A 20,899-nucleotide genomic window follows, 5' to 3' on the forward strand; every position below is an offset into this window, starting at 1 on the left:
GGACTCTGAATCTGCTTTGGGGAAAATATATCGGCTGGATGCGATAAATGCCGGGCGCGGCCGAAAGCAATCAAGGGCGGCGCATGACGGGAAGGAAGACCCGTCTTTTATCGTCGGTCGGGGGAAAGAGCAAGCTGCGTTTTGTCGACCGAAATGGGCCTAGAACGGCTTGACGACAACCAGGATGACGATGGCGATCATCAGCAATGTGGGGATCTCGTTGACGATTCGCCAGTGCCGCGCCGGTTTTTCATTGCGGTCCTCGGCGAATTTCCTGACAGCACCGGCCAGATAGCCATGCACGCCCGACAGCAACAGCACCAAGCCTATCTTGGCGTGCAGCCAGCCGCCGTGAAAGCCAAACACTTTCCAGGCAAGCCAAAGCCCGAACACCCAGGTGACGATCATCGCCGGATTGATGATGCCGCGCAGCAGACGCCGCTCCATCACCTTGAAGGTCTCCGATTGGACGGACCCCTTCTCTGTGTCGGCGTGGTAGACCAGCAATCGCGGCAGATAGAGCATGCCGGCCATCCAGGAGATGACGGCCAGGATATGGATTGCCTTCGCCCAGGGATAGAAACCCTCAGGCGCAAAGAAAAACAAAAGTGCGGCGAGAACAACCAGCACTCCGATGCCGATGGTCATCCGCATCATCGCCCCACGAGTGCCGTTGCCGCGCGTATTATCCGATTGAGCCATCAGCGTGTCGCGCTCCGCACCTGCTTCACCATCGCCTCGACATGTGCCACCGGCGTCTCCGGCGTGATGCCATGGCCGAGATTGAAGATCAGCGGTCCGTCGCCCAGCGCCTTGAGGATCGCATCGACGCCGTCCGACAGGGCTTTGCCGCCGGCCACGAGCCGCAAGGGATCGAGGTTGCCCTGGACCGCACCCGAGCGCTGCAGTTCGTTCGCCGCCGCCAGGGGTACGGTCCAGTCGATCCCCAGCCCCGTGACACCGGTCTTCTCACGATAGGTCTCGTAGCGGGCGCCGGCGCCCTTGGGAAAGCCTATGATCGGAACATGGCGATGAACCGCACGAACCTGGCCGACGATCTCCGCCACCGGTTGCACGCAGAACTGCTCGAAAGACGCATCATCAAGCACGCCGGACCAGGAATCGAAAATCTGCACCACGTCGGCACCGGCTTCGATCTGGCGGATCAAATAGGCCGCGGAGTGATCGGCGAGCACTTTCAGGAGATGCTTGAAGGCCGTCGGTTCGCGATAGGCAAACAGCCGCGCTGGCGCCTGGTCGGGTGTGCCGTGGCCGGCGATCATGTAGGTCGCCACCGTCCACGGCGCGCCGCAGAAGCCGATCAGCGTGGTCTCGTCAGGCAATCTTGCCCGCAGCCGGCGAACCGTCTCGTAGACCGGTTCGAGATTCACGTGAAACGTTTCACTGTTGAGAGCCGAAATCTCAGCTGCAGTGATTGGCGTCAGCAGCGGCCCGCGGCCCTCCTCGAAGCGGACATCGCGTCCCAGCGCATGCGGCACGACCAGAATGTCCGAGAACAGGATCGAGGCATCGAAGCCGAAGCGCTCGATCGGCTGCAGCGTCACTTCGACAGCCAGATCAGGATTGTAGCAAAGATCGAGAAAGGACCCGGCGCGCTTTCTGGTCTCGCGGTACTCCGGCAGATAGCGCCCGGCCTGGCGCATCATCCAGAGCGGCGGCGGAAACACTGCCTCGCCTCTCAGCACGTCCAGCACGATGCGGTTCTCGGGCATTGAGCGCTCTCTTCCCTGCCTTCTCTAAAATTAAATAGTCTATTTCTAGAATCTTCTGATTCTAAGAGTCTGTTGGTATCGGTGGTTGTCACCTGTCCCGCTTTGCCCTGGAAAAGGCCAGCCAGCATTTTGTCGCGTGTTTCTTCCGCGGGATTGGCAAAGAGTGTGGATGACCAGGATTCCATCACTGGAGTCAATGGTTTGACGTAGCCGCTGAAAAACCGCCTCTGTGGATGAAGCGCTGGCAAAAACGCCCGTCCCCAGATTTGTCCCCAACCGCACAGTGAAGCTGACAGCGCATCGAATTGTGGACAACTGGCCTTCTGATACAGTCGCCTCCAGCCGGTCGCCTTTGCGGCCCCGGTTTATCCACACAAGCCCACAGCCTGAGGCGCCCCCTGTGAACAAACCCCAGAGCTTCTTTCACCTGCACCTGATTTCCGACGCCACCGGCGAGACGCTGCTGGCGGCCGGCCGAGCCGCCTCGGCGCAATACAAGGATGCGCGCGCCATCGAGCATATCTATCCGCTCATCCGCACCGAAAAGCAGGTGGCGAAAGTCTTCGAGGACATAGAGGAGGAACCGGGCATCATCCTCTACACCGTCGTCGACCAGAAGCTGGCGCGCGGCATTGACGAGCGCTGCGCCGCCATGGGGCTGCCCTGCGTTTCGGTGCTGGAGCCGGTCCTCACCGTGTTCCAGTCCTATCTCGGCACGCCGGCCGGCCGCCGCGTCGGCGCCCAGCATGTGCTCGATGCCGATTATTTCCACCGTATCGACGCACTCAATTTTACGATGGAGCATGATGACGGCCAGCTGCCGCTCAATATGGACGACGCGGATGTGGTGCTGATCGGCATTTCCAGGACATCGAAGACGCCGACCAGCATCTATCTCGCCAACCGCGGCATCAAGACCGCCAACATCCCGATCGTGCTCGGCGTGCCGGTGCCCGAAAGCCTGGTCGCTGCCACCAAGCCGCTGATCGTCGGGCTGATCGCCACCGCCGAACGCATCTCGCATGTCCGGCAGAACCGCGTGCTCGGCAACAGCAGCACCTACGAAGCGACCGATTATGTCGACCGTGCCTCGATCGCCGAAGAGCTCGCCTATGCCCGCCAGATCTGCACCCGCCACAATTGGCCGATGATAGACGTCAGCCGCCGTTCGATCGAAGAGACCGCGGCAGCCATTGTTGCCCTGCGGGGGAAGAATAGATGATGGGATGGCAACGCGACCTCCTGCCCCAATCGACCACTATCGACCAGGCCCAGAACCCATGACCGAAAAAATCATCCTTGCCTCCGGCAGCCCGTTCCGCAAAGCAATGCTCATCAATGCCGGGCTCGGCATCGAAGCGGTGCCTGCCGATGTCGACGAGCGTGCGCTCGAGGCGCCGTTGCAGGACAGCGGTGTGTCGCCGGAAGATGTCGCCCTGATACTCGCCGAAGCCAAGGCGACCGAGGTCAGCGAACGCAGACCGGGCGCCCTGGTGCTCGGCTGCGACCAGACTTTGTCACTGGAAGATGAAGTGTTCCACAAGCCGGCCGACATGGAAGGCGCCCGCCGCCATCTGTTGGCGCTGTCGGGCAAGACGCATCAGCTGAACAGCGCCGCCGTGCTCTGCCGCAACGGCAAGGTGCTGTGGCGTCACGTCGGCATCGCCAGCCTTACCATGCGCAAGCTCGATCCGGCCTTCATCGGCCGGCATCTGGCCCGCGTCGGCGCCAAGGCGTTGTCGAGCGTCGGCGCCTACCAGATCGAGGGCGAAGGCATCCAGCTGTTCGAAAAGATCGAAGGCGATTATTTCACCATTGTCGGCCTGCCGCTGTTACCGGTGCTGGCGGAATTGCGTGCGCTCGGAGCCATCGATGGTTGAGAAAAAAGCTTTCGTCACCGGCCATCCGATCGCGCATTCGCGCTCGCCGAAGATCCACGGCTATTGGCTGAACACATACGGCATCGACGGCAGCTATCATGCGATCGATGTCGCGCCGGCCGATTTTCCCGAGTTCCTCTCTTCCCTCCCGGCCAATGGCTATCAGGGCGGCAACGTCACCATTCCACACAAGGAAGTCGCCTTTGCCCGGGTCGAGCGCCGCGACGAGGCGGCGGAGATGATCGGCGCGGTCAACATGCTGTGGCTGGACGACGGCGTGCTGTGGGGCGGCAATTCGGACTGGATCGGCTTTGCCGGCAATCTCGACGAGCATGCCCCGGGCTGGGAGAGAAACGCTCCGGCCGTGGTGCTCGGCGCCGGTGGCGCGTCGCGCGCGGTCATCCACGCGCTTAAAGTGCGCGGCATCAAAGATATCCGCATCGTCAACCGCACATTGGCGCGGGCGCAGGAACTCGCCGACCGCTTCGGGGCCGGCGTCTCGGCGCATGGCGCGGTCGGCGACTTGCTTGGCGATGCCGGCTTGCTGATCAACACGACGGCACTTGGCATGCATGGCGATGCGACGCTGGCCGCCGATCCGGCCGGCCTGCCAGCTCACGCCATTGTCGCAGACATCGTCTATGTGCCGCTGGAAACACCGCTGCTTGCCGCTGCCCGCGCGAGAAATTTGAAGACGGTCGACGGGCTCGGCATGCTGTTGCACCAGGCTGTGCCCGGTTTCGAACGCTGGTTCGGCAAGATGCCGCAGGTCACTGCCGAACTGCGGCAGATGATCGTCGCCGACATCCTCGCCAAATGATGGGTTGCAAATGATGGGCGCCAAATGATGATCGTGCTTGGCCTCACCGGATCGATCGGCATGGGCAAGTCGACCACGGCGAAGATGTTCGTCGACGCCGGCGTGCCGGTGCATGATTCCGACGAGACCGTGCATCGCCTCTATGCCGGCAAGGCAGCACCTCTCGTCGAGGCGGCCTTTCCCGGCACCGTGATTGCCGGTTCGGTCGACCGCACCGAGTTGGCGCGCCGCGTGATCGGCAACGCCGCCGCGCTGAAGACATTGGAGGCGATCGTTCATCCGCTGGTGCGGGCCGATGCCGACGCCTTTCTGGCAAGGCACCGCGCCGCCGCCGCGCCGCTCGTCGTGCTCGACATACCGCTGCTGTTCGAAACCGGCGGCCGCAACCGTGTCGACAAGGTCGTTGTCGTGACCGCGCCGGCCGATATCCAGCGCGCCCGCGTGCTGGCGCGTCCTGATATGAGCGAGGAAAAGCTGGCGGCCATCCTGGCCAAGCAGGTGCCCGATGCCGAAAAACGCCGGCAGGCCGATTTCGTCATCGACACCGGTGAAGGCATGGACGCCGCCCGCGCCGCGGTCGGCGCGATCATTGCCGAGCTCTCAGGACGCTGAGCTTGCCTGCTAACTCCTGGGGGATAAGTCGCGCCCATCAGGCTCCTGACGGCAGGCTGTCGGCATTGCCCATTGCCATTTTGTTCCGCTCCATGATTCTACTCCTCCAGGAGTGGGTTGATTCTATGCGTGAGATCATTTTCGATACCGAAACCACCGGACTCGACATGCGCGACGACCGCATCATCGAGCTTGGTGGCGTCGAGCTGGTCAACCGCTTCCCGACCGGCCGCACCTTCCACAAATTCATCAATCCGCAGGGGCGCGCCGTCCATGTCGAGGCGCAAGCCGTGCACGGCATCAGCGCCGCCGACCTCGTCGGCAAGCCGACCTTTGCCGAAATCGCCGAGGAATGGCTCGCCTTCACCGACGGCGCCAAGCTCGTCGCCCACAACGCCAATTTCGACATCGGCTTCCTCAACACGGAATTCGGGCGGCTCGGCCAGCCGGCCATAGACACCGGGCGCGTCGTTGACACGCTGGCGCTGGCGCGGCGCAAGCACCCTATGGGACCCAATTCGCTCGACGCGCTCTGCCGCCGCTACGGCATCGACAACGGCCACCGCACCAAGCACGGCGCGCTGCTCGATTCCGAGCTCCTGGCCGAAGTCTACATCGAACTTATCGGCGGCAAGCAGGCCGCACTTGTCCTCGACGCCGTCGTGGTGCAGCTCAACAGCAATGGCGACGTTGCCGATATCGACATCTCGATCGCCGCCAGGCCAATCGCCCTGCCGCCGCGCCTGACCGAGGGCGAGCGAGCGGCGCATGCGGGGCTGGTGGCGACGCTCGGTGAAAAGGCGCTGTGGCTGAAGGTGGCGGCGGGGTGAACGGATCGCGGAGGTAGCGTTCCGTCACACCCCTCTCTGGCCTGCCGGCCATCTCCCCCTCAAGGGGGGAGATCAGCAGCTTCGCCGCTCCAGCCCATTCCTGCAACGTCTAAAGTTGGCGAAGGTCGCGATGACGGCCAATCTCCCCCCTTGAGGGGGAGATGCCTGGCAAGGCAGAGGGGGGTGCTGTCCCGCCAGCATCTCAGTATACTAAAAGCCCGGCACGAAGCCGGGCTTTCAACTCATGCGCGTGACGCTTGCCTTCAGCTCACCTTGACCTTCGATGCCGCCTGGTCCTCGGCCAGCTTCTGCTGGAACATCTGGGCAAAATCGATCGGGTCGAGCATCAACGGCGGGAAGCCGCCATTGCGGGTGGCTTCGGCGATGATCTGGCGGGCGAACGGGAACAAAAGCCGCGGGCATTCGATGAACAGGATCGGCAGCATGTGCTCCTGCGGGAAGCCGGCGATGGCGAAGACGCCGCCATAGACCAGTTCGACATTGAACAGCACTTCCTGGTCGAAGGACGCCTTGGCGTTCAAGGTCAGATTGACGTCGAACTGCTTGTCGGAGAGCGGGTTGGCATTGACATTGACGTTGATCGCAATGCCTGGGGCCTTGTCGCGGCCGCGCAGCGAGTTCGGCGCGCCGGGGCTTTCGAAGGACAGGTCCTTCACATACTGGGCAAGCACGTTGAGCGACGGCTGCGCCGTTTCGCCGTTGCCGTTGGCGGCGCCGACCGGCGCGTCATCTTTGCTGGCCATGAGCCTTGTTCCTTTTGCCTGGACAGCAGCGCTGACCGAATTGAAATCGGGCGTTGGCTAGCATGGTCGGCAAGACAAGACAAGGTTTGCCGCCTTCAGGCCGAAAGGGGTCAATAGTCAGTCGTTGGCAAGGTGACGTTCAGTCGTCCTTCAGGCGGCGCCACGGCGAGTTATGGTCGGGACCGCGCTTGAAATCGTCCTCGCGCGAATAGTCGCGGTCGTCGAGGTCGATGACCTTGTCGCGCGACCTGCCGCGAAAACCGCCGGCGGTGAAATCGGTCGCGACGACGATGCGGCCCTTGAGCCTGCGCCAGGCAAGGTCGCGCACCGGCGGCAGGAACAGCAGCAGGCCGACAATATCGGTAATGAAGCCGGGGATGATCAACAGGATGGCGGCGACCACGATCATGGCGCCATGCGCGAGCTGGCGGCTGGGGTCGCCGCCGCCGGCCATCTCGGCGCGGACCCGCGCCATGACGCCAAAACCCTGGTGCCGGAGCAGAAGCACGCCGGCAATGCTTGAAGCCAGCACCAGACCGACCGTCGCCAACGCCCCGACCTCGCGGCCGACAATGACGAAACCGGCGATTTCCAGCAGCGGCAGCGCAAGCAGGAACAGAGGAAGGAAGGAAATGCGCAAGTCTTGACCGATCGTTTCCATGTTTGCCGGGCGGCGCATAATCGCCGCTGGCACTGAGGCCGTTAGATAGGTATGCCTGCCTTTGATTTGAATGATTGCGCCATGCGTTCTATATGCTTTGCATGTTTAACGCCATGCGACCGCCGCCCGATTGGCTGGCGGTCCCGGCCAGGTCAGGGATTGATTGGCGAAAGATATGGGATTCTTCGACTTCGGCACCATTTTCTTTCTGATTGCGGCGGTGGTGATCTTTTTCCAGCTGCGCAACGTGCTTGGCCGCCGCACGGGCAGCGAGCGCCCGCCCTTCGATCCGTACACGGCCAGCCGCACCGAGAAGGACGCGACCCAGAAGCCCGAAAATGTGGTTTCGCTGCCACGCAAGCGCATGCCGGGCGAGACGGCTGCCGAGACCTATGCGGCCATCGATGCCTTCGCCAAGCCCGACACCGACCTCAACAAGGGCCTGCGCGCGATCAAGGATAATGATCCCTCTTTCGACCCCAAAGTCTTCGTCGACGGCGCCAAGATGGCTTATGAGATGATCGTCATGGCCTATGCCGATGGCGACCGCAAAACGCTGAAGAACCTGTTGTCGCGCGAGGTTTTTGACGGCTTCGTTGCCGCGATTGGCGACCGCGAGGCGAAAGCCGAAAAGATCCAGTCCTCCTTCGTCGGCATCGACAAGGCCGACATCGTCTCGGCCGAGATGAAGGGCGGCGAGGCCCACATCACGCTGCGCATCGTGAGCGAACTGATTTCGGCGACCCGCGACAAGGCGGGTGCCGTCATCGACGGCGATCCCGAGACGGTGGCCGAGGTCAAGGATGTCTGGACCTTCGCCCGCGACACACGCTCGCGCGATCCGAACTGGAAGCTGGTCGCCACCGAGGAAGAAGACTGATCCTATGCATGTCGCCCGGTGCGGGCAGCTTTTTTGGGATAGCGACATGCAGGCAAACATGGGCAGTGGCGAGGCTGAGGTGTCGCTCTCGCCGCTTTTCGTGGAAAAGTCCTTCGATGATCTTCCCGGTTGGAATTCCGATGACCATCTGCCCGCTTTCGAAGCCTTCCGCCGTTCGGCCTTTCATGCCCTGAACAAGCCCTACCGCACCGGTTCGTTGGGCGTCGGGTTCGACGCCTTTGCCGGCGCTTATGACGAGGCGCGCACCGTTTCGCCAGCGAATCGGTCGGAGGCCAGGGCTTTTTTCGAGCGCCATTTCGCCCCAGTCCAGATTCGATCCGAAAACCCCGGCCTGGTCACCGGCTTCTACGAGCCCGAGGCCGAGGCCTCGCCGGTGCGCACGGATGAATTTACCGTGCCGCTTCTGGCGCGGCCGGCCGATCTCGTCGACATCGACGACGCCAACCGTCCCAAGGACATGGACGACTATCTCGCCTTCGCCCGCGACACGCCGCAGGGCCTGGTTGAATATTTCAACCGCGGTGAGATCGAGAGAGGCGCGCTGGCCGGCCAAGGCCTGGAAATCGCCTGGCTTGCCGACAAGGTCGATGTCTTCTTCATCCATGTGCAAGGTGCGGCCAGGCTGAAGATGACCGACGGCCGGCTTTGCCGCGTCACCTATGCCGCCAAATCCGGCCAGCGTTTCAGCGGTCCGGGGAAGATTCTCGCCGGACTAAGCGAAATCCCGCTGGAGAAGGTGACGATGCAGTCGATCCGCGCCTGGTTCAGGGCGCATCCGGACCGCATCGACGAGATCCTCTGGCAGAACCGCTCCTACATCTTCTTTCGCGAAGCCGATGTCGACGATGCCGCACTCGGTCCTATCGCCGCCGCCAAGGTGCCGTTGACGCCGGGCCGTTCGCTCGCGGTCGACCGGCTGCTGCACACATTCGGTACCCCCTTCTACATCGACGCTCCGTCGCTGACCGCCTTCGACGGAAAACCGTTCCGGCGGCTGATGATTGCGCAGGACACCGGCTCGGCCATCACCGGACCGGTGCGGGGCGATCTGTTCGCCGGCTCCGGCGATGCGGCCGGCGAGATCGCCGGCGTCGTTCGCAATGCGGCCGATTTCTATGCCTTGGTTCCAGGCGCTCTCGTTTCGGAATCGAATCGATGAGCAAGCGCCCCGATAAACTCAACGAAGACGATCGGGTGCTGTGGAACCTGGTGGCGCGCACCGCCCGACCGCTGAAGGGCCGGACCGCGGTCGAGATTCCCGACATCGTCGTAGACCCTAAGCCGGCACAGGCGCCGGTCGCTGTCGGTCCGGTCCTCGCCGCCAAGCCGAAGGCGCAGCATGTATCGCACGCGCTGGACGAGCCGACATTGGACAAGCTGAAGAAGGGCCGGCTGCCGATCGAAGGCCGCGTCGATCTGCATGGCATGACCCAGGACGAGGCCTATTCGCTGCTGTTTTCGTTCCTGCACCGGGCCCATGCCGGCGGCATCCGCTATGTCCTCGTCATTACGGGAAAAGGGTCGTCGTCGGGCGGCGACGGCGTCTTGCGGCGCGTCGTGCCTGCCTGGCTGTCGACGCCTGCCTTCCGGCCGCTGGTCTCCAGCCACGATCACGCCGCCCGCAACCACGGCGGTTCGGGCGCGCTCTACGTTCGACTCAGGCGAACCCGCTGATGACGCCGTTCGGCGAAAAACTGCGGGCGCTTCGAGCCGAGCGCGGCTTGCGCCAGAAGGACATGGCGCAGGCGATCGGAGTCAGCGCCGCCTATTTGTCGGCGCTGGAACATGGCCGCCGCGGCGCGCCGACCTGGACGCTGATCCAGAAGATCATCGGCTATTTCAACGTCATCTGGGACGATGCCGAAGAGCTGGCGCGTCTGGCCGAGGCCTCACATCCGCGGGTGAGACTCGATACGTCCGGCCTCAGTCCTGCCGCCACCGAGTTGGCCAATCTCCTGGCCGAAAACATCGAGAAGCTGGACGAAGCCGAGCTTGCCCGCATCACCGCGTCGATCCGGGCCGCACTGGAGCGGCGAGAGTAATCCGGTAAGCGATGCCAAGGCGCAAGGTTTGCTTGCGCTGTTCCTGAAAGCGATGCCCGCCGGCCGATAGCCAGCGGGCATATGGCACGATTACTTCGCGCCGGCCTGGCCGCCACGGCCGCCAGTGCTGTCATGATCGCCGCCGCGGCCACCGCCCAGGCAGTCCGAGTTGAGCTCGCAACAGCGATTGCCCCAGTTGTTGGTCTTGGCGCAACCGGTCTGATCGGCCATGGCGGATCCGGCCAAGGAAGACACCGCAACAACGGCGAGGAAGGCATTACGAAGGAAAGCAGTCATTTGAAGTCTCCATGTTTGGGTGGTTGGGTTCTGGTTACGGCTGTGTGTCGCCGCTGGAGACGGTTTGGTTCACGCAGGTAGCGAAATTTTTTGAGGAGGCGTTTCGAGAGATAAGATTTCGAGGGCAGCGCTGCCCTCATCCGCCTGCCGGCGACTATTTTGCAACGTTGACGATTGGCGAAATCACCGATGGCAGCATCTTTCTCCCGTCACTATACGTGGAGAAATGCCCGGCAGGGCAATGAGGGGCAGCGCCGACTTGCGGTTATCTCGTGAAAGTAATTAGCCGCGGGCTTCCGACGAAGCTGTTCGCAGCGACGCGCTCACATGCATCGTCCTTATTTACTGAACCGCGCCGACCAGCACCTGCTGGCCGCCGCGGATCGAGACCCAGCGGCCGGTGTTGTCGATGGCCTGCCGCTTGAGGAAGCGATAGCCGGTGGCGTCCCAGATCTTCACCTTGTCGGTCAGATTGTCGAGGACGTAGTCGCCCTTGTCGGTGCGCACCGTCAGCACGGCATGGCCTTCGCCGTCCGGCTTGCGCACGACGGTGATCAAGAGATCGGCCAGCGACACGCCAGAGCGCGAGAGCTGGCGGCGCTTTTCCAGCACATAGTCTTCGCAATCGCCGACGCCCTTGTCGGGATAGGCCCAGACCTCGTCCTTGCCATAGATGTCGTAGTCGCTCATCGGCTTTACGGCGGCGTTGACCCTTGACGTCACGTTGATCAGCTTGCGCATGAAGGCGTCGGTCATCGCGGCGGGGTTGAGGTTGCTCGGCCGGATCGAGCATTCGCCGGGCTGGGTTTTACAGAAATCATAGTGGCCGATCGGCTGCGAGGTCATGCCGCCCGTCGCCATGGCGCCGCCTGCAAGTGCCGGCACTGCCCCGCACGCAGAGATCGCCAGCCCTGCTGCCGCCCACAAGCGCAGCGTCCGTGCTATCGGTGAGGAAGTCATTGTCCCCGTTCGCCCTTGTTGTTAACGAAAGGTTAAAGGGGATTTACACTCCGTGTCAATTATCGGGGGAGCCAGATTCTTCGGCATGGTTACCCGCGCCCGCCCAACAGCGTCTATTGTGCAACAGAACGCCTGTGGCGCGCAAAATCGCCCCGCTGCTGCGGGCAATGCACTCTGCAGCTGGATCGAGCCTCAGCTTTTGGCGGAGCGGACCAGCTTGGGTTTCACCGCTACGCGTGTTTGGCGGCCGTAGCTTGTGATGAAATCGACGATGCGCGGAACGATTTCCGAGCGGAATCGCGACCCGTTGAAGACGCCGTAATGGCCGACGGCCGGCTGCATGTAATGCGCATGCCGGTCAGCCGGGATGTTGGGGCAGAGATCATGCGCGGCCTGGGTCTGGCCGAGGCCGGAAATGTCGTCGTTCTCGCCTTCGACCGTGAACAGCGCGACATTGCGGATCGCCTTGGTGTCGACCACCTCGCCGCGATGCGTCATCTCGCCCTTGGGCAGCGCATGGCGCACGAACACCGTGTCGACGGTCTGCAGATAGAATTCCGCCGTCAGGTCCATCACCGCCAGATATTCGTCGTAGAAATCGCGGTGCTTCTCGGCACTGTCGCCGTCATGCTTGACCAGGTGCATGAAGAAGTCCTTGTGGGCGGTGATGTGCCGGTCGAGGTTCATGCTCATGAAGCCCGACAGCTGCAGGAAGCCCGGATAGACTTCGCGGCCGAAGCCCGGCACCGGCCAGGGCGCGTGCATGATGACGTTGTCGCGGAACCAGTCGATGCCCTTTTCCTTGGCCAGAAGATTGACCGCGGTCGGATTGCGGCGGGTGTCGATCGGCCCGCCCATCAAGGTCATGGTCGAGGGCACGAAGGGATCGCCGCGCTTTTCCATCAGCGCCACCGCTGCCAGCACCGGCACCGAAGGCTGGCACACCGCCATCACATGGGTGTCCGGCCCCAGCGCATGCAGCATGTCGATGATGTAGTCGATATAATCGTCGAGGTCGAAATGGCCGTCGGTCACCGGTACCATGCGGGCATCGACCCAGTCGGTGATGTGCACGTCGGCATAGGGCAGCATCGCCTCGACCGTGCCGCGCAGCAGCGTCGCATAATGGCCCGACATCGGCGCCACAATGAGAAGCTTGGGGTCGGCCTTTCGCCCGGCGGGCACCGACCGCTCGAAGCGGGTAAGATTGCAGAACGGCTTCGACCACACCGTCTTTTCGCTGACCTCGACGCTCTTCCAGTCGACCACGGTCTTGCTCAGGCCGAAATGCGGCTTGCTGTAGCGGCGCGTTGTGCGCTCGAACAGTTCGGCGGTGGCGGCGACCGAGCGGCCCCACGGCGTATGCGAAAACGGATTGAGCGGGTTGGTGTAGAACAGCCGCACTGCATCGGCATAAAGCCGCGCGGGCTGCAGGGCGGCATGGTTCATTTCATAGAGCTGGTAGAACATCAGGTACTCCGCAGCTGCCGTGACCGAAGGGACGACGGACAGCGCCGAGCCTTGAATGTCTCGCGCGGAGGTTAACAAGATATTGCTGCGATGCAATACGTCACGTGGCGTGACATATGCCAATCTTTCGTCCAAGGCCTTGAGAAACCGCGTTGGGCGGGTGCAGCCGGCTCAATGTGCACTGCAAAATGCAAGGCTGTTGGACGACGGGGCAGGATGTGTCCGGCCCGATCGGGCCGGACTTGGACAGATCTAGACGCGCGCCATGCACACCGAGGTATGGCCGGAGCCGATGAAGCCGAGTTGGCCGGCGGCGCCCTTGGACAGATCGAGCACGCGCCCTTTGATGAACGGGCCGCGGTCGTTGATGCGCACGATGACGCTGCGGCCATTATTCTGGTTGGTCACTTTCAACTTGGTGCCGAAAGGCAGGCTGCGGTGCGCGGCGGTCAGCGCCGACGGGTTCATGCGTTCGCCATTGGCGGTCCTGGAATGCAGTGCGTACCAGGAGGCGCGGCCGCACTGGCCGGCGGCGGAGGAGGCGGATGCACCGACCATCAGGCCAGCCGCGATCGTTACCGCGACAAGCGCGGTCTGGTTTGTTTTCTTCATGTTGGGGGGATTGGCTCCGTTTTCGACAGACCCCAGCCGTTAAGTGTGGAATAAGGCAGGAAATGCGGCAAGCATCGGGCAGTTCCGTGGCACCGGCACACGTTTGGAGTCGCTGGGAAACAGTTTGTCAGGCATCTTTCGTGTGGCGCGGCCGTATCGCCGGCGATATTGCGAGCTGTTTCACAGATTCCGTGAGCAAGGCAGGACGTTATAGTACAAGTACAAGAGAGCGCGATTGGGCGCCGTCCTTTCGCTCTGTCATCACGGTCATGGCGCAGTTGACGATCGACTTCGGAAAGGAATCTTGGCGATGAGACTGTTCAGATATCTGCTGGCTCTGATCGTACTGGCCATCGGCGCGCTGTGGTCGCTGCAAGGCATTGGCGTGGTCGGCGGCAGCTTCATGACCGGCCAGTCGCAATGGCTCTATATCGGCATCGTGACCATGCTGGTCGGTTTCGCCGGGCTGGTATGGGCGAGCCGTTCGCCGGGGTGAGTTGCGACGAAAGTCGACCGCCACAGATCGACCCCCACTCCGTCGAGCTTCGCTCGACACCTCTCCCCCGATCGACGGGGGAGAGGAAAGGCGCGAGCCTTGCAGGGGCGCGAACTTATGCGCCTGGCTCCCTTCCTCTCCCTCCGGAGGAGGGAGAGGTGGCGCCGCGAAGCGGTGACGGAGTGGGGGAAGGCGCTGGTCAAACCCGCAGTCGCAAACAGGCACAACCCGGCGAGCAAGAAAACAGCCACCCCTTATTGCCGGTCCATTCTGTTACCTATCTATCCGGTTCGGATAGAATGCCCTGCCCGCGACAGCACTACCCGAACAGCTGATCCAGAATCCTTCCCTCCAGCCTGGCAAGCTCGACCGAACCGCGCCGGCGCGGCCGCGCCACCGACACGTCGAGATCGAGCGCGATGCGGCCCTCGTCGATCACCACCACCCGGTCGGCGAGCGCAACCGCCTCGGCGACGTCATGCGTGACCAGCACGGCGGTGAATTTTTGCTCCAGCCAGATACGTTCCAGAAGCTGCTGCATTTCGATGCGGGTCAGCGCATCGAGTGCGCCGAGCGGCTCGTCGAGCGCCAGAATCTTTGGCTGTCCGATCAGGGCACGCGCCAGCGCCACGCGCTGCTTCTGGCCGCCCGAGAGCACCGAGGGCCATTCGTCGGCGCGGTCGGCGAGGCCGACTTCACCCAGGATGGCGAGCGCGCGCCGCCTGGCTTCCGCACCGGTGGCAAGCCCGGTCAGTCCGACCTCGACGTTTTTCACCACGCTGGCCCAGGGCAGCAGCCGCGGCTCCTGGAACATGAAGCGGCTCTCTTCCCCCGCGCCGGCCTTCGCCTCCGGCCCGAATGACAGGGATCCAGCGGTTGGCCGATCGAGCCCGGCCAGCAGCCGCAACAGCGTACTCTTGCCGCAGCCGCTCTTGCCGATGACGGCCACAAACTGTCCGACGGGCACATCGAGATCGATGCCGTCGAGCACGACCTTGTCGCCGAAGCGCTTTTCCACGCCCTTGAAGGCAAAGGCGCGCTGCCTGTCGACGGCCTCCTCCGGCCGTGACGGTTCCGGCGCGGCGACGAAGGAACGGATGGCGGTCAGGCTGGCGGTTGGCATCGAACCCTCAGGCGTTCTGGAAGGCGGGATGCCAGCCGAGCGACAGCCGCTCGAGCAGGCGGGCGAAGCTGTCGGCAAGCTTGCCGAGCAGCGCATAGATCAGGATCGACAGCACGACGACATCGATCAGCAGGAATTCGCGTGCCTGCATGGCCATGTAGCCGAGGCCGGAACTGGCCGAGATGGTTTCGGCAACGATCAGCGTCAGCCACATGATGCCTAAGGCATAGCGTAGGCCGACGAAGATCGCCGGCAGCGCGCCGGGCAGGATCACCTGAAAAAACAACGCGCGGCGGTCCATGCCGTAGACCCGGCCCATCTCGACCAGATGCGGGTCGACGCTCTGGATGCCGAGCAGCGTGTTGACGTAGATCGGGAAGAACACGCCGAGCGCCACCAGGAACAGTTTTGCTTCCTCGTCGATGCCGAACCACAGGATGACCAGCGGGATCAGCGCCAGATGCGGGATGTTGCGGATCATCTGTAGCGTCGTGTCGGTCAGGCCGCGGCTGAGCGCCGACAGCCCGTTGGCAAGGCCGAGTGCAAAGCCGATCGAGCCGCCGATGGCAAAGCCGGCCAGCGCGCGCAGCGTGCTGACGCCGATGTTCTGTATCAGCTCGCCCGACAGCGTCAGCCGCCAGAAGGCCTCGGCCACCGCGCTCGGCGCCGGCAGCACATTGGCCGGCATCACGCCGGCGCGGCTGGCGGCTTCCCAGCCAATTATGACCAACGCCGGCAGCAGCCAGCCGATGCCGTTCTGTTTGACCCGTTGAGCCAGGCTCATGACGACGCCTGAAGGCGGTTGGCGCCGTGGAACCCGACGGCGAATTCATTGGCGATGTGCTCATGCGCCCGTGCCCGCCTGGTGCCCAGGCCGAGACGCGGGAACAGAAGCTCGGCGACGCGGTAGGCTTCCTCGAGATGCGGGTAGCCGGAGCCGATGATGGTGTCGATGCCGATCGCCTGATACTCGCGGATGCGCTCGACGATCTGCTCGGGCGAGCCGACCAAAGCTGTGCCGGCGCCGCCGCGCACCAGGCCGACGCCGGCCCACAGATTGGGCGAAACCACCAGCCTGTCGCGGCGGCCGCCATGCAGTTCGGCCATGCGCCGCTGTCCCACAGAGTCCATCTCCCTGGTGAAGCGGGCCTGGGCATTTTCGATCTGGGCATCGGTGACGTGGCTGATCAGCCGGTCGGCGGCGCGCCAGGCCTCTTCCTCGGTCTCGCGCACGATGAAATGCAGCCTGATGCCGAAACGCAGTTTGCGGCCGCGCCGTTCGGCTTTCTTGCGCGCAGCACTGAGCTTCTCGGCCACCTGTGCCGGCGGTTCGCCCCAGGTCAGGTACATGTCTACCAGAGCGGCGGCGAGCTCCTGGCCCGCATCCGACGAGCCGCCGAAATAGAGCGGCGGCCGCTCCTGGCTCGGCAACAGGTCGAGGCGGCCATTGTCGACGCGGTAATATTTGCCGTTGAAATTGACGCTTTGGCCCGACACCAGCGCGCGCCAGATGGTTAGGAACTCCTGCGCCTGGGCATAGCGCTCGTCATGCGGCAGGAACACGCCATCGCCGGCAAGCTCGGTCGGGTTGCCGCCGACCACGACGTTGAGCAGCAGGCGGCCATTGCTCAGCCGGTCGAGCGCCGCGGTCTGGCGCGCCGCGAAGGTCGGCAGCGTCACGCCGGGCCGCAGCGCCACCAGGAATTTGAGCTTTTCGGTCAGCGCCGCTAGTCCGGAAGCGGTGATCCAGGAATCCTCGCAATTCTGCCCGGTCGGCAAAAGCACGCCGGGAAAGCCGAGCCGGTCGACGGCCTGTGCGATCTCCTTGAAGTAAGCGAACTCCGGCGGCCGCTGCAGCTGTTCGGAGCCGAGATAGGAGCCGTCGCCATGCGTCGGGATGAACCAGAAGAAATCGAGCGGGCCGGCTTGCGGGCTTGATGAAGCGGTCATGGCGAAATCCCTGAAGCTTGAAACGGCAAAGGCGCCGGGCGTTTTCCGCCCGGCGCCACACGTGAAAGTTCAATTGCCCGGTGCGGTCCACACGGCGTCGGAGATGCGCACCGCGTTCGGGATCAGCTTGAGCTTGTAGAAGCGATCGGCTGTCGCCTGCTGGCCGGCGATGATCTCGTCGGTGATCGGGAAGATGCCGAATTTGGTGCGGTTGGCCGCGATCGTCTGTGCATCGAGCGGCACGCCGGTCACCTCATGCAGCGCCGCGGCAACCTTGTCGCGGTTCGCGTCCGCCCATTTCGCCGCCACGCCGAGCGCCGATATCGTCGTGGCGATCGTCTCCGGATGCGCCTTGGCGAAATCCTTGTTGGCGAGGAAATAGGTGTTCACCTTCAGCACCTCGCTGGAGCGCGCCAGCACGCGCGGCTGGTAGCGTGTCTCGGCGATGGCGTAGAACGGATCCCAGACCGCCCAGGCATCGATCTGGTCGCTGGCGAAGGCCGCCGCGGCATCGGCCGGGCTGAGATAGACCGGGGTGATCTGGTCGAAGGGGAGGTTTGCTTTTTCGAGTGCCGCGACCAGCAGATTGTGCGCGCTGGTGCCTTTGCCGACGCCGATGCGCTTTCCCTTGAGGTCGGCGAGCGACTGGATCGGCGATGCCGGCTTGACGAAGATCGCTTCGCCGTCGCCATTGGCCGGCAGTGCCGCCGCATAGACGATGTTGGCGCCGGCCGACTGGCCGAAGATTGGCGGTGCGTCGCCGGTCCAGCCGACATCGATGGCGCCGACATTGAGCGCCTCGACCAGCGGCGGGCCGGCGGTGAATTCGACCCATTTCACCGCGACACCCTTGTCGCTCAGCGCCTTCTCGATCACCTGCTGCTGCCGGGCGATGACCGGCAGGCCGGTCTTCTGATAGCCGATGTTGAGCTGCTTCAACTCCTGCCCCGAGGCACTGAGCGAGGCAGCAATGCCCGCCGCCAACAGGCCGATGCCGAAGATGCGTCTGGTCAGGCTGAACATGATCCCTCTTCCTTCGCTGCGAACCGGCGCCGGGAAGGGCTGCCTGCCGTGGATGAGAGACAAGGCTACGTAGGTCTATAAATTTAGTAGAGAAACGATTTTGCGAGTTGGCTGCTTGACGTGGAAATATTTTCTTCAGAACCCAGCGCTCGTCATCCTAGGGCGAAGCAAGGAGCGAAGCGACGCGGCGCAGACCTTAGGATCCATGCCGTGACGTTTGCCGTAGAGTGGAACGGATCAGAATGTCGCTTGTGCGCGAACCGAGGCTCGATACCCTGAAACCATGACCGACTACGTCTACATGACTGCAAGCCAAAAACGCGGCACGATCTACATCGGCGTCACCAACGATCTCGCCCGCCGCATGCCTGAACACAAATCCGGCCAGGGCGCAGGCTTCACCAGCCGCTACGGTGTTCAACGGCTGGTCTGGTATGAGGAATTCTTCGACATCACCGATGCCATTCAACGCGAGAAGTCGCTGAAGCGATGGCCGAGACAGTGGAAGATCGAACTGATAGAGAAGGCCAATCCGGAGTGGTTTGAGCTGTTTCGCGGAACCGGGTGGTAGGCGCCCGGTTTGTTGCTCCCCTGGAGCGTAGCATCAGCGTCTCGGCATGGATCCTAGGGTCTGCGCCGCGTCGCTTCGCTCCTTGCTTCACCCTAGGATGACGAAATCGCGAAGGCTGGCGCTAATCACCATCACCTCACTGCGACCAATACTGCCAGGCCCAGTAAAATCCCTCGTCGCGTGGCGGCAGGCGGTCGCGTTCGGCGTCGAGTTGCACCGGGGCCGGCGATTTCGGTTGCGGCTGCGACGACGAGTTCTCCCGCCAGGCGAGCAGCCAGTTGCCGAGGTGGGCGAACAGCACCGCGGTGGACTGGGTCATGACATCACTCCTTCTGTTCCGGATCGGCGGTCGCCGTGCTGCGAAGGGAAGCAGCCGGTCAAACCGGCAGAAACTTGTTGTCATTCCTTTCCCGCCCACGGAACCAGCTGACGCTCGATCCGGCGGATGATGAATTCCAGCACGAAGGCTATTGTCGCGATCACCACTATTCCCATCACCACGACATCGGTGACCAGGAACTGGGCGGCCGACTGGATCATGAAGCCGAGGCCGCGCGTTGCCGCCACCAGCTCGGCTGCAACCAGCGTCGACCAGCCGGCGCCGAGCGCGATGCGCAGGCCGGTGAGGATCGACGGCAGCGCGCTGGGCAGGATGACATGGCGCACCACTTGGCGCTGCGTCGCACCAAGCGAACGGGCCGCATCGATGCGCTCCTTTGAGATACCGCGCACGCCCGAGGCCGTCGACAGCGCCACCGGCGCCAGCATGGCAATGGCAATCACCAGGATCTTTGACGGCTCGCCGATGCCGAACCAGATGATGACCAGCGGCAGATAGGCGAGCGGCGGGATGGGCCGCAAAAATTCGAGCAACGGATCGAAGATGCCGCGCCCGACCGTCGAAATGCCGATAGCCAGCCCAACCGGAACGCCGATGACGATGGCCGCGAGCAGCGCCGCGAACACGCGGCCGAGGCTGGCGACGATATGCTGGAGCAAAGTCGCGTCGACGAAGCCGTCCTTGATCACCACGATGAACTTGGTCCACACGGCGGCGGGCGACGGCAGGAACACCGGCGACACCAGTTGCAGGCGCGCAGACAGCGCCCATGCCGCCAGCGCGGCCAGGATGGTGACGGCGCTGATCGCCCGCGAGGAAACCCCGCGCCGCTTCCGCACCGGCCGCGACCACGGCACCGAAATGGCATCGGCCTCGCCGGTCCCGGTGGCCGGCCGCTCGCTGTAGGAGGTGACGCTCATGCCGCCTCTCCTTCGAAGATCGCATCGGTCAGCTCGCCGCGCGCCGCGGCAAAGGCTGGATCGGCCTTGATGGCGCGGATCGGCTCGCCTGCGGCATAGCGCCGGCTGAAACCGGTCTCGAATGTCCGCACCACGCGGCCCGGTCCGGGCGCCAAAACGACGATGCTTGTGGCCAGCACCAGCGCCTCCTCGATGCCATGCGTGACCATCAGCACGCCGACCCGGCTTGCGGTCCACAGGTCGAGCAGCGTCGTCTGCATGCGCTCGCGCGTCAGCGCATCGAGTGCGCCGAGCGGTTCGTCGAGCAGCAAGAATTCCGGCTCGGCCGCGAGTGCACGGGCGAGGCCGACGCGCTGGCGCATGCCGCCGGACAATTCCCAGATGCGTTTGTCGCCGACGCCGTCAAGCTTGACCAGCGCCAGCAACTGGTCGGCGCGGCGCGCCCGCTCGGCTTGCGGCACGCCGCGCAGCCTGAGCGCAAAGGCCACGTTTTCACGGGCCGTCAGCCAGGGAAACAGCGCATCATTCTGGAACACGACCGCCCGGTCGGAGCCTGGGCCGGTGATCGGCCGGCCGCCGATCGTGGCGACCCCGCGCGCGGGCTCGACCAGGCCGGCGGCGACATTGAGCAGCGAGGTCTTGCCGCAGCCGGAGCGGCCGACCAGCACGACGAAATCGCCCTTGGCGACATCGATGGAAACCCGGTCGACCGCCGGCGCTGCCTGGCCGTCATAGTGAACCGAGACCTTGTCGAGTACGAGATGCGGGTCGAGTACGAGATGCGGCATGAAAAGGGGCTCCGGAAGAAAATCAGCCTGCCCCGGCCCTCGTTAAGCGGATCCGGGACAGGCAGCACGCGGCGTCAGGGAAGAAGAAACCGCGCGTGTTCAGGGC

26 protein-coding genes are annotated in these 20,899 nt (G+C 63.6%); 11 read left to right on the forward strand and 15 right to left on the reverse strand.

Features of this window, described 5'->3' with window-relative positions; genetic code table 11:
- Positions 1–159 precede the first annotated feature (159 nt).
- Positions 160–702, reverse strand: a complete 543-nt coding sequence (hemJ, locus tag ACYG9V_RS04340; protein WP_352764653.1) for a protoporphyrinogen oxidase HemJ — start codon at positions 700–702, stop codon at positions 160–162.
- Positions 702–1,733 (reverse strand): uroporphyrinogen decarboxylase, encoded by a 1,032-nt coding sequence (gene hemE, locus ACYG9V_RS04345; protein ID WP_023702444.1) that lies wholly within the window; start codon positions 1,731–1,733, stop codon positions 702–704. Before hemE ends, hemJ begins: the two co-directional genes overlap by 1 nt.
- A 283-nt stretch (positions 1,734–2,016) precedes the next feature.
- Between hemE and ACYG9V_RS04350 the strand changes: the two genes are divergently transcribed.
- From ACYG9V_RS04350 to dnaQ, 5 genes are all read left to right on the forward strand, one after another.
- Complete coding sequence (locus ACYG9V_RS04350) at positions 2,017–2,955, forward strand: pyruvate, water dikinase regulatory protein (protein ID WP_460221915.1); 939 nt, start codon at positions 2,017–2,019, stop codon at positions 2,953–2,955.
- A gap of 58 nt (positions 2,956–3,013) precedes the next feature.
- Positions 3,014–3,613 carry a Maf-like protein gene (locus ACYG9V_RS04355; RefSeq protein ID WP_023706939.1) on the forward strand — a complete coding sequence of 200 codons (600 nt, stop codon included), beginning with the start codon at positions 3,014–3,016 and terminating at the stop codon, positions 3,611–3,613.
- Entirely contained in the window at positions 3,606–4,433 is an 828-nt protein-coding gene (locus tag ACYG9V_RS04360; RefSeq protein WP_023706940.1) for a shikimate dehydrogenase, read from the forward strand. Before ACYG9V_RS04355 ends, ACYG9V_RS04360 begins: the two co-directional genes overlap by 8 nt.
- Positions 4,434–4,460: 27 nt before the next feature.
- The gene (coaE, locus tag ACYG9V_RS04365) at positions 4,461–5,045 is read left to right on the forward strand and encodes a dephospho-CoA kinase (protein WP_031196671.1); all 585 of its coding nucleotides are present in this window, start codon (positions 4,461–4,463) and stop codon (positions 5,043–5,045) included.
- Between the two features lie 125 nt (positions 5,046–5,170).
- Positions 5,171–5,875, forward strand: coding sequence for a DNA polymerase III subunit epsilon (gene dnaQ, locus ACYG9V_RS04370; protein WP_023672106.1), 705 nt, complete (start codon positions 5,171–5,173; stop codon positions 5,873–5,875).
- 263 nt (positions 5,876–6,138) lie between these two features.
- On the opposite strand, the gene secB is transcribed toward dnaQ, so the two are convergent.
- Positions 6,139–6,639, reverse strand: a complete 501-nt coding sequence (secB, locus tag ACYG9V_RS04375; protein WP_023672105.1) for a protein-export chaperone SecB — start codon at positions 6,637–6,639, stop codon at positions 6,139–6,141.
- 139 nt (positions 6,640–6,778) lie between these two features.
- Complete coding sequence (locus ACYG9V_RS04380; RefSeq protein ID WP_023687591.1) at positions 6,779–7,279, reverse strand: FxsA family protein; 501 nt, start codon at positions 7,277–7,279, stop codon at positions 6,779–6,781.
- A 196-nt stretch (positions 7,280–7,475) separates the two neighbouring features.
- On the opposite strand from ACYG9V_RS04380, the gene ACYG9V_RS04385 reads away from it, so the two are divergent.
- From ACYG9V_RS04385 to ACYG9V_RS04400, 4 genes are all read left to right on the forward strand, one after another.
- The gene (locus ACYG9V_RS04385) at positions 7,476–8,180 is read left to right on the forward strand and encodes a Tim44/TimA family putative adaptor protein (RefSeq protein WP_023672103.1); all 705 of its coding nucleotides are present in this window, start codon (positions 7,476–7,478) and stop codon (positions 8,178–8,180) included.
- Between the two features lie 79 nt (positions 8,181–8,259).
- A complete protein-coding gene (gene mltA, locus ACYG9V_RS04390; RefSeq protein ID WP_352520189.1) occupies positions 8,260–9,360 on the forward strand; it encodes a murein transglycosylase A in 1,101 nt (366 codons plus the stop codon).
- The gene (locus tag ACYG9V_RS04395; protein WP_352520181.1) at positions 9,357–9,875 is read left to right on the forward strand and encodes a Smr/MutS family protein; all 519 of its coding nucleotides are present in this window, start codon (positions 9,357–9,359) and stop codon (positions 9,873–9,875) included. Before mltA ends, ACYG9V_RS04395 begins: the two co-directional genes overlap by 4 nt.
- On the forward strand, positions 9,875–10,243 hold the full coding sequence (locus tag ACYG9V_RS04400; RefSeq protein WP_023687588.1) for a helix-turn-helix domain-containing protein: 369 nt from the start codon (positions 9,875–9,877) through the stop codon (positions 10,241–10,243). The genes ACYG9V_RS04395 and ACYG9V_RS04400 overlap by 1 nt, the downstream gene beginning before the upstream one ends.
- 90 nt (positions 10,244–10,333) lie before the next feature.
- Here ACYG9V_RS04400 and ACYG9V_RS04405 read toward each other — a convergent pair whose 3' ends face one another.
- The 4 genes from ACYG9V_RS04405 to ACYG9V_RS04420 form a co-directional block, all read right to left on the reverse strand.
- Positions 10,334–10,540, reverse strand: coding sequence for a hypothetical protein (locus tag ACYG9V_RS04405; protein ID WP_023710325.1), 207 nt, complete (start codon positions 10,538–10,540; stop codon positions 10,334–10,336).
- Between the two features lie 342 nt (positions 10,541–10,882).
- Positions 10,883–11,500, reverse strand: coding sequence for a transglutaminase-like cysteine peptidase (locus tag ACYG9V_RS04410; RefSeq protein ID WP_023805854.1), 618 nt, complete (start codon positions 11,498–11,500; stop codon positions 10,883–10,885).
- A gap of 192 nt (positions 11,501–11,692) precedes the next feature.
- Positions 11,693–12,970, reverse strand: coding sequence for a polyhydroxyalkanoate depolymerase (locus ACYG9V_RS04415; protein WP_023824080.1), 1,278 nt, complete (start codon positions 12,968–12,970; stop codon positions 11,693–11,695).
- Between the two features lie 252 nt (positions 12,971–13,222).
- Positions 13,223–13,582 (reverse strand): septal ring lytic transglycosylase RlpA family protein, encoded by a 360-nt coding sequence (locus tag ACYG9V_RS04420; protein WP_023672096.1) that lies wholly within the window; start codon positions 13,580–13,582, stop codon positions 13,223–13,225.
- 310 nt (positions 13,583–13,892) lie between these two features.
- Between ACYG9V_RS04420 and ACYG9V_RS04425 the strand changes: the two genes are divergently transcribed.
- Positions 13,893–14,078 (forward strand): hypothetical protein, encoded by a 186-nt coding sequence (locus ACYG9V_RS04425; RefSeq protein ID WP_023686050.1) that lies wholly within the window; start codon positions 13,893–13,895, stop codon positions 14,076–14,078.
- 319 nt (positions 14,079–14,397) lie between these two features.
- On the opposite strand, the gene ACYG9V_RS04430 is transcribed toward ACYG9V_RS04425, so the two are convergent.
- From ACYG9V_RS04430 to ACYG9V_RS04445, 4 genes are all read right to left on the reverse strand, one after another.
- Positions 14,398–15,201 (reverse strand): ATP-binding cassette domain-containing protein, encoded by an 804-nt coding sequence (locus ACYG9V_RS04430; protein ID WP_023827556.1) that lies wholly within the window; start codon positions 15,199–15,201, stop codon positions 14,398–14,400.
- Between the two features lie 7 nt (positions 15,202–15,208).
- Positions 15,209–15,985: an ABC transporter permease subunit gene (locus ACYG9V_RS04435; protein ID WP_023706945.1), complete on the reverse strand. Its 777-nt coding sequence runs from the start codon at positions 15,983–15,985 to the stop codon at positions 15,209–15,211.
- Positions 15,982–17,151: an FMNH2-dependent alkanesulfonate monooxygenase gene (ssuD, locus tag ACYG9V_RS04440; protein WP_352764662.1), complete on the reverse strand. Its 1,170-nt coding sequence runs from the start codon at positions 17,149–17,151 to the stop codon at positions 15,982–15,984. The genes ACYG9V_RS04435 and ssuD overlap by 4 nt, the downstream gene beginning before the upstream one ends.
- A 69-nt stretch (positions 17,152–17,220) precedes the next feature.
- On the reverse strand, positions 17,221–18,174 hold the full coding sequence (locus ACYG9V_RS04445) for a sulfonate ABC transporter substrate-binding protein (protein WP_352764663.1): 954 nt from the start codon (positions 18,172–18,174) through the stop codon (positions 17,221–17,223).
- Between the two features lie 283 nt (positions 18,175–18,457).
- Between ACYG9V_RS04445 and ACYG9V_RS04450 the strand changes: the two genes are divergently transcribed.
- Positions 18,458–18,745 (forward strand): GIY-YIG nuclease family protein, encoded by a 288-nt coding sequence (locus tag ACYG9V_RS04450; RefSeq protein WP_352498543.1) that lies wholly within the window; start codon positions 18,458–18,460, stop codon positions 18,743–18,745.
- Between the two features lie 136 nt (positions 18,746–18,881).
- Here the strand turns inward: ACYG9V_RS04450 and ACYG9V_RS04455 are convergent, their stop codons facing one another.
- The 3 genes from ACYG9V_RS04455 to ACYG9V_RS04465 form a co-directional block, all read right to left on the reverse strand.
- On the reverse strand, positions 18,882–19,064 hold the full coding sequence (locus tag ACYG9V_RS04455; protein WP_023672089.1) for a hypothetical protein: 183 nt from the start codon (positions 19,062–19,064) through the stop codon (positions 18,882–18,884).
- 80 nt (positions 19,065–19,144) lie between these two features.
- Positions 19,145–20,005 carry an ABC transporter permease subunit gene (locus ACYG9V_RS04460; protein WP_352764666.1) on the reverse strand — a complete coding sequence of 287 codons (861 nt, stop codon included), beginning with the start codon at positions 20,003–20,005 and terminating at the stop codon, positions 19,145–19,147.
- A complete protein-coding gene (locus ACYG9V_RS04465) occupies positions 20,002–20,793 on the reverse strand; it encodes a taurine ABC transporter ATP-binding protein (RefSeq protein WP_352520706.1) in 792 nt (263 codons plus the stop codon). The genes ACYG9V_RS04460 and ACYG9V_RS04465 overlap by 4 nt, the downstream gene beginning before the upstream one ends.
- Positions 20,794–20,899: the final 106 nt, after the last annotated feature.

Source organism: Mesorhizobium sp. W016, assembly GCF_054719485.1.

Bases quoted from the DNA above. Each gene is read 5' to 3' on its own strand.
- ACYG9V_RS04360 (WP_023706940.1), top strand. From the start codon at position 3,606: ATGGTTGAGAAAAAAGCTTTCGTCACCGGCCATCCGATCGCGCATTCG.
- ACYG9V_RS04445 (WP_352764663.1), bottom strand. From the start codon at position 18,174: ATGTTCAGCCTGACCAGACGCATCTTCGGCATCGGCCTGTTGGCGGCG.
- ACYG9V_RS04400 (WP_023687588.1), top strand. From the start codon at position 9,875: ATGACGCCGTTCGGCGAAAAACTGCGGGCGCTTCGAGCCGAGCGCGGC.
- coaE (WP_031196671.1), top strand. From the start codon at position 4,461: ATGATCGTGCTTGGCCTCACCGGATCGATCGGCATGGGCAAGTCGACC.
- hemE (WP_023702444.1), bottom strand. From the start codon at position 1,733: ATGCCCGAGAACCGCATCGTGCTGGACGTGCTGAGAGGCGAGGCAGTG.
- ACYG9V_RS04420 (WP_023672096.1), bottom strand. From the start codon at position 13,582: ATGAAGAAAACAAACCAGACCGCGCTTGTCGCGGTAACGATCGCGGCT.
- ACYG9V_RS04455 (WP_023672089.1), bottom strand. From the start codon at position 19,064: ATGACCCAGTCCACCGCGGTGCTGTTCGCCCACCTCGGCAACTGGCTG.
- ACYG9V_RS04430 (WP_023827556.1), bottom strand. From the start codon at position 15,201: ATGCCAACCGCCAGCCTGACCGCCATCCGTTCCTTCGTCGCCGCGCCG.
- ACYG9V_RS04410 (WP_023805854.1), bottom strand. From the start codon at position 11,500: ATGACTTCCTCACCGATAGCACGGACGCTGCGCTTGTGGGCGGCAGCA.
- ACYG9V_RS04355 (WP_023706939.1), top strand. From the start codon at position 3,014: ATGACCGAAAAAATCATCCTTGCCTCCGGCAGCCCGTTCCGCAAAGCA.
- dnaQ (WP_023672106.1), top strand. From the start codon at position 5,171: ATGCGTGAGATCATTTTCGATACCGAAACCACCGGACTCGACATGCGC.
- ACYG9V_RS04450 (WP_352498543.1), top strand. From the start codon at position 18,458: ATGACCGACTACGTCTACATGACTGCAAGCCAAAAACGCGGCACGATC.
- ssuD (WP_352764662.1), bottom strand. From the start codon at position 17,151: ATGACCGCTTCATCAAGCCCGCAAGCCGGCCCGCTCGATTTCTTCTGG.
- hemJ (WP_352764653.1), bottom strand. From the start codon at position 702: ATGGCTCAATCGGATAATACGCGCGGCAACGGCACTCGTGGGGCGATG.
- ACYG9V_RS04465 (WP_352520706.1), bottom strand. From the start codon at position 20,793: ATGCCGCATCTCGTACTCGACCCGCATCTCGTACTCGACAAGGTCTCG.
- ACYG9V_RS04385 (WP_023672103.1), top strand. From the start codon at position 7,476: ATGGGATTCTTCGACTTCGGCACCATTTTCTTTCTGATTGCGGCGGTG.
- ACYG9V_RS04425 (WP_023686050.1), top strand. From the start codon at position 13,893: ATGAGACTGTTCAGATATCTGCTGGCTCTGATCGTACTGGCCATCGGC.
- ACYG9V_RS04460 (WP_352764666.1), bottom strand. From the start codon at position 20,005: ATGAGCGTCACCTCCTACAGCGAGCGGCCGGCCACCGGGACCGGCGAG.
- ACYG9V_RS04405 (WP_023710325.1), bottom strand. From the start codon at position 10,540: ATGACTGCTTTCCTTCGTAATGCCTTCCTCGCCGTTGTTGCGGTGTCT.
- secB (WP_023672105.1), bottom strand. From the start codon at position 6,639: ATGGCCAGCAAAGATGACGCGCCGGTCGGCGCCGCCAACGGCAACGGC.
- ACYG9V_RS04415 (WP_023824080.1), bottom strand. From the start codon at position 12,970: ATGTTCTACCAGCTCTATGAAATGAACCATGCCGCCCTGCAGCCCGCG.
- ACYG9V_RS04395 (WP_352520181.1), top strand. From the start codon at position 9,357: ATGAGCAAGCGCCCCGATAAACTCAACGAAGACGATCGGGTGCTGTGG.
- ACYG9V_RS04435 (WP_023706945.1), bottom strand. From the start codon at position 15,985: ATGAGCCTGGCTCAACGGGTCAAACAGAACGGCATCGGCTGGCTGCTG.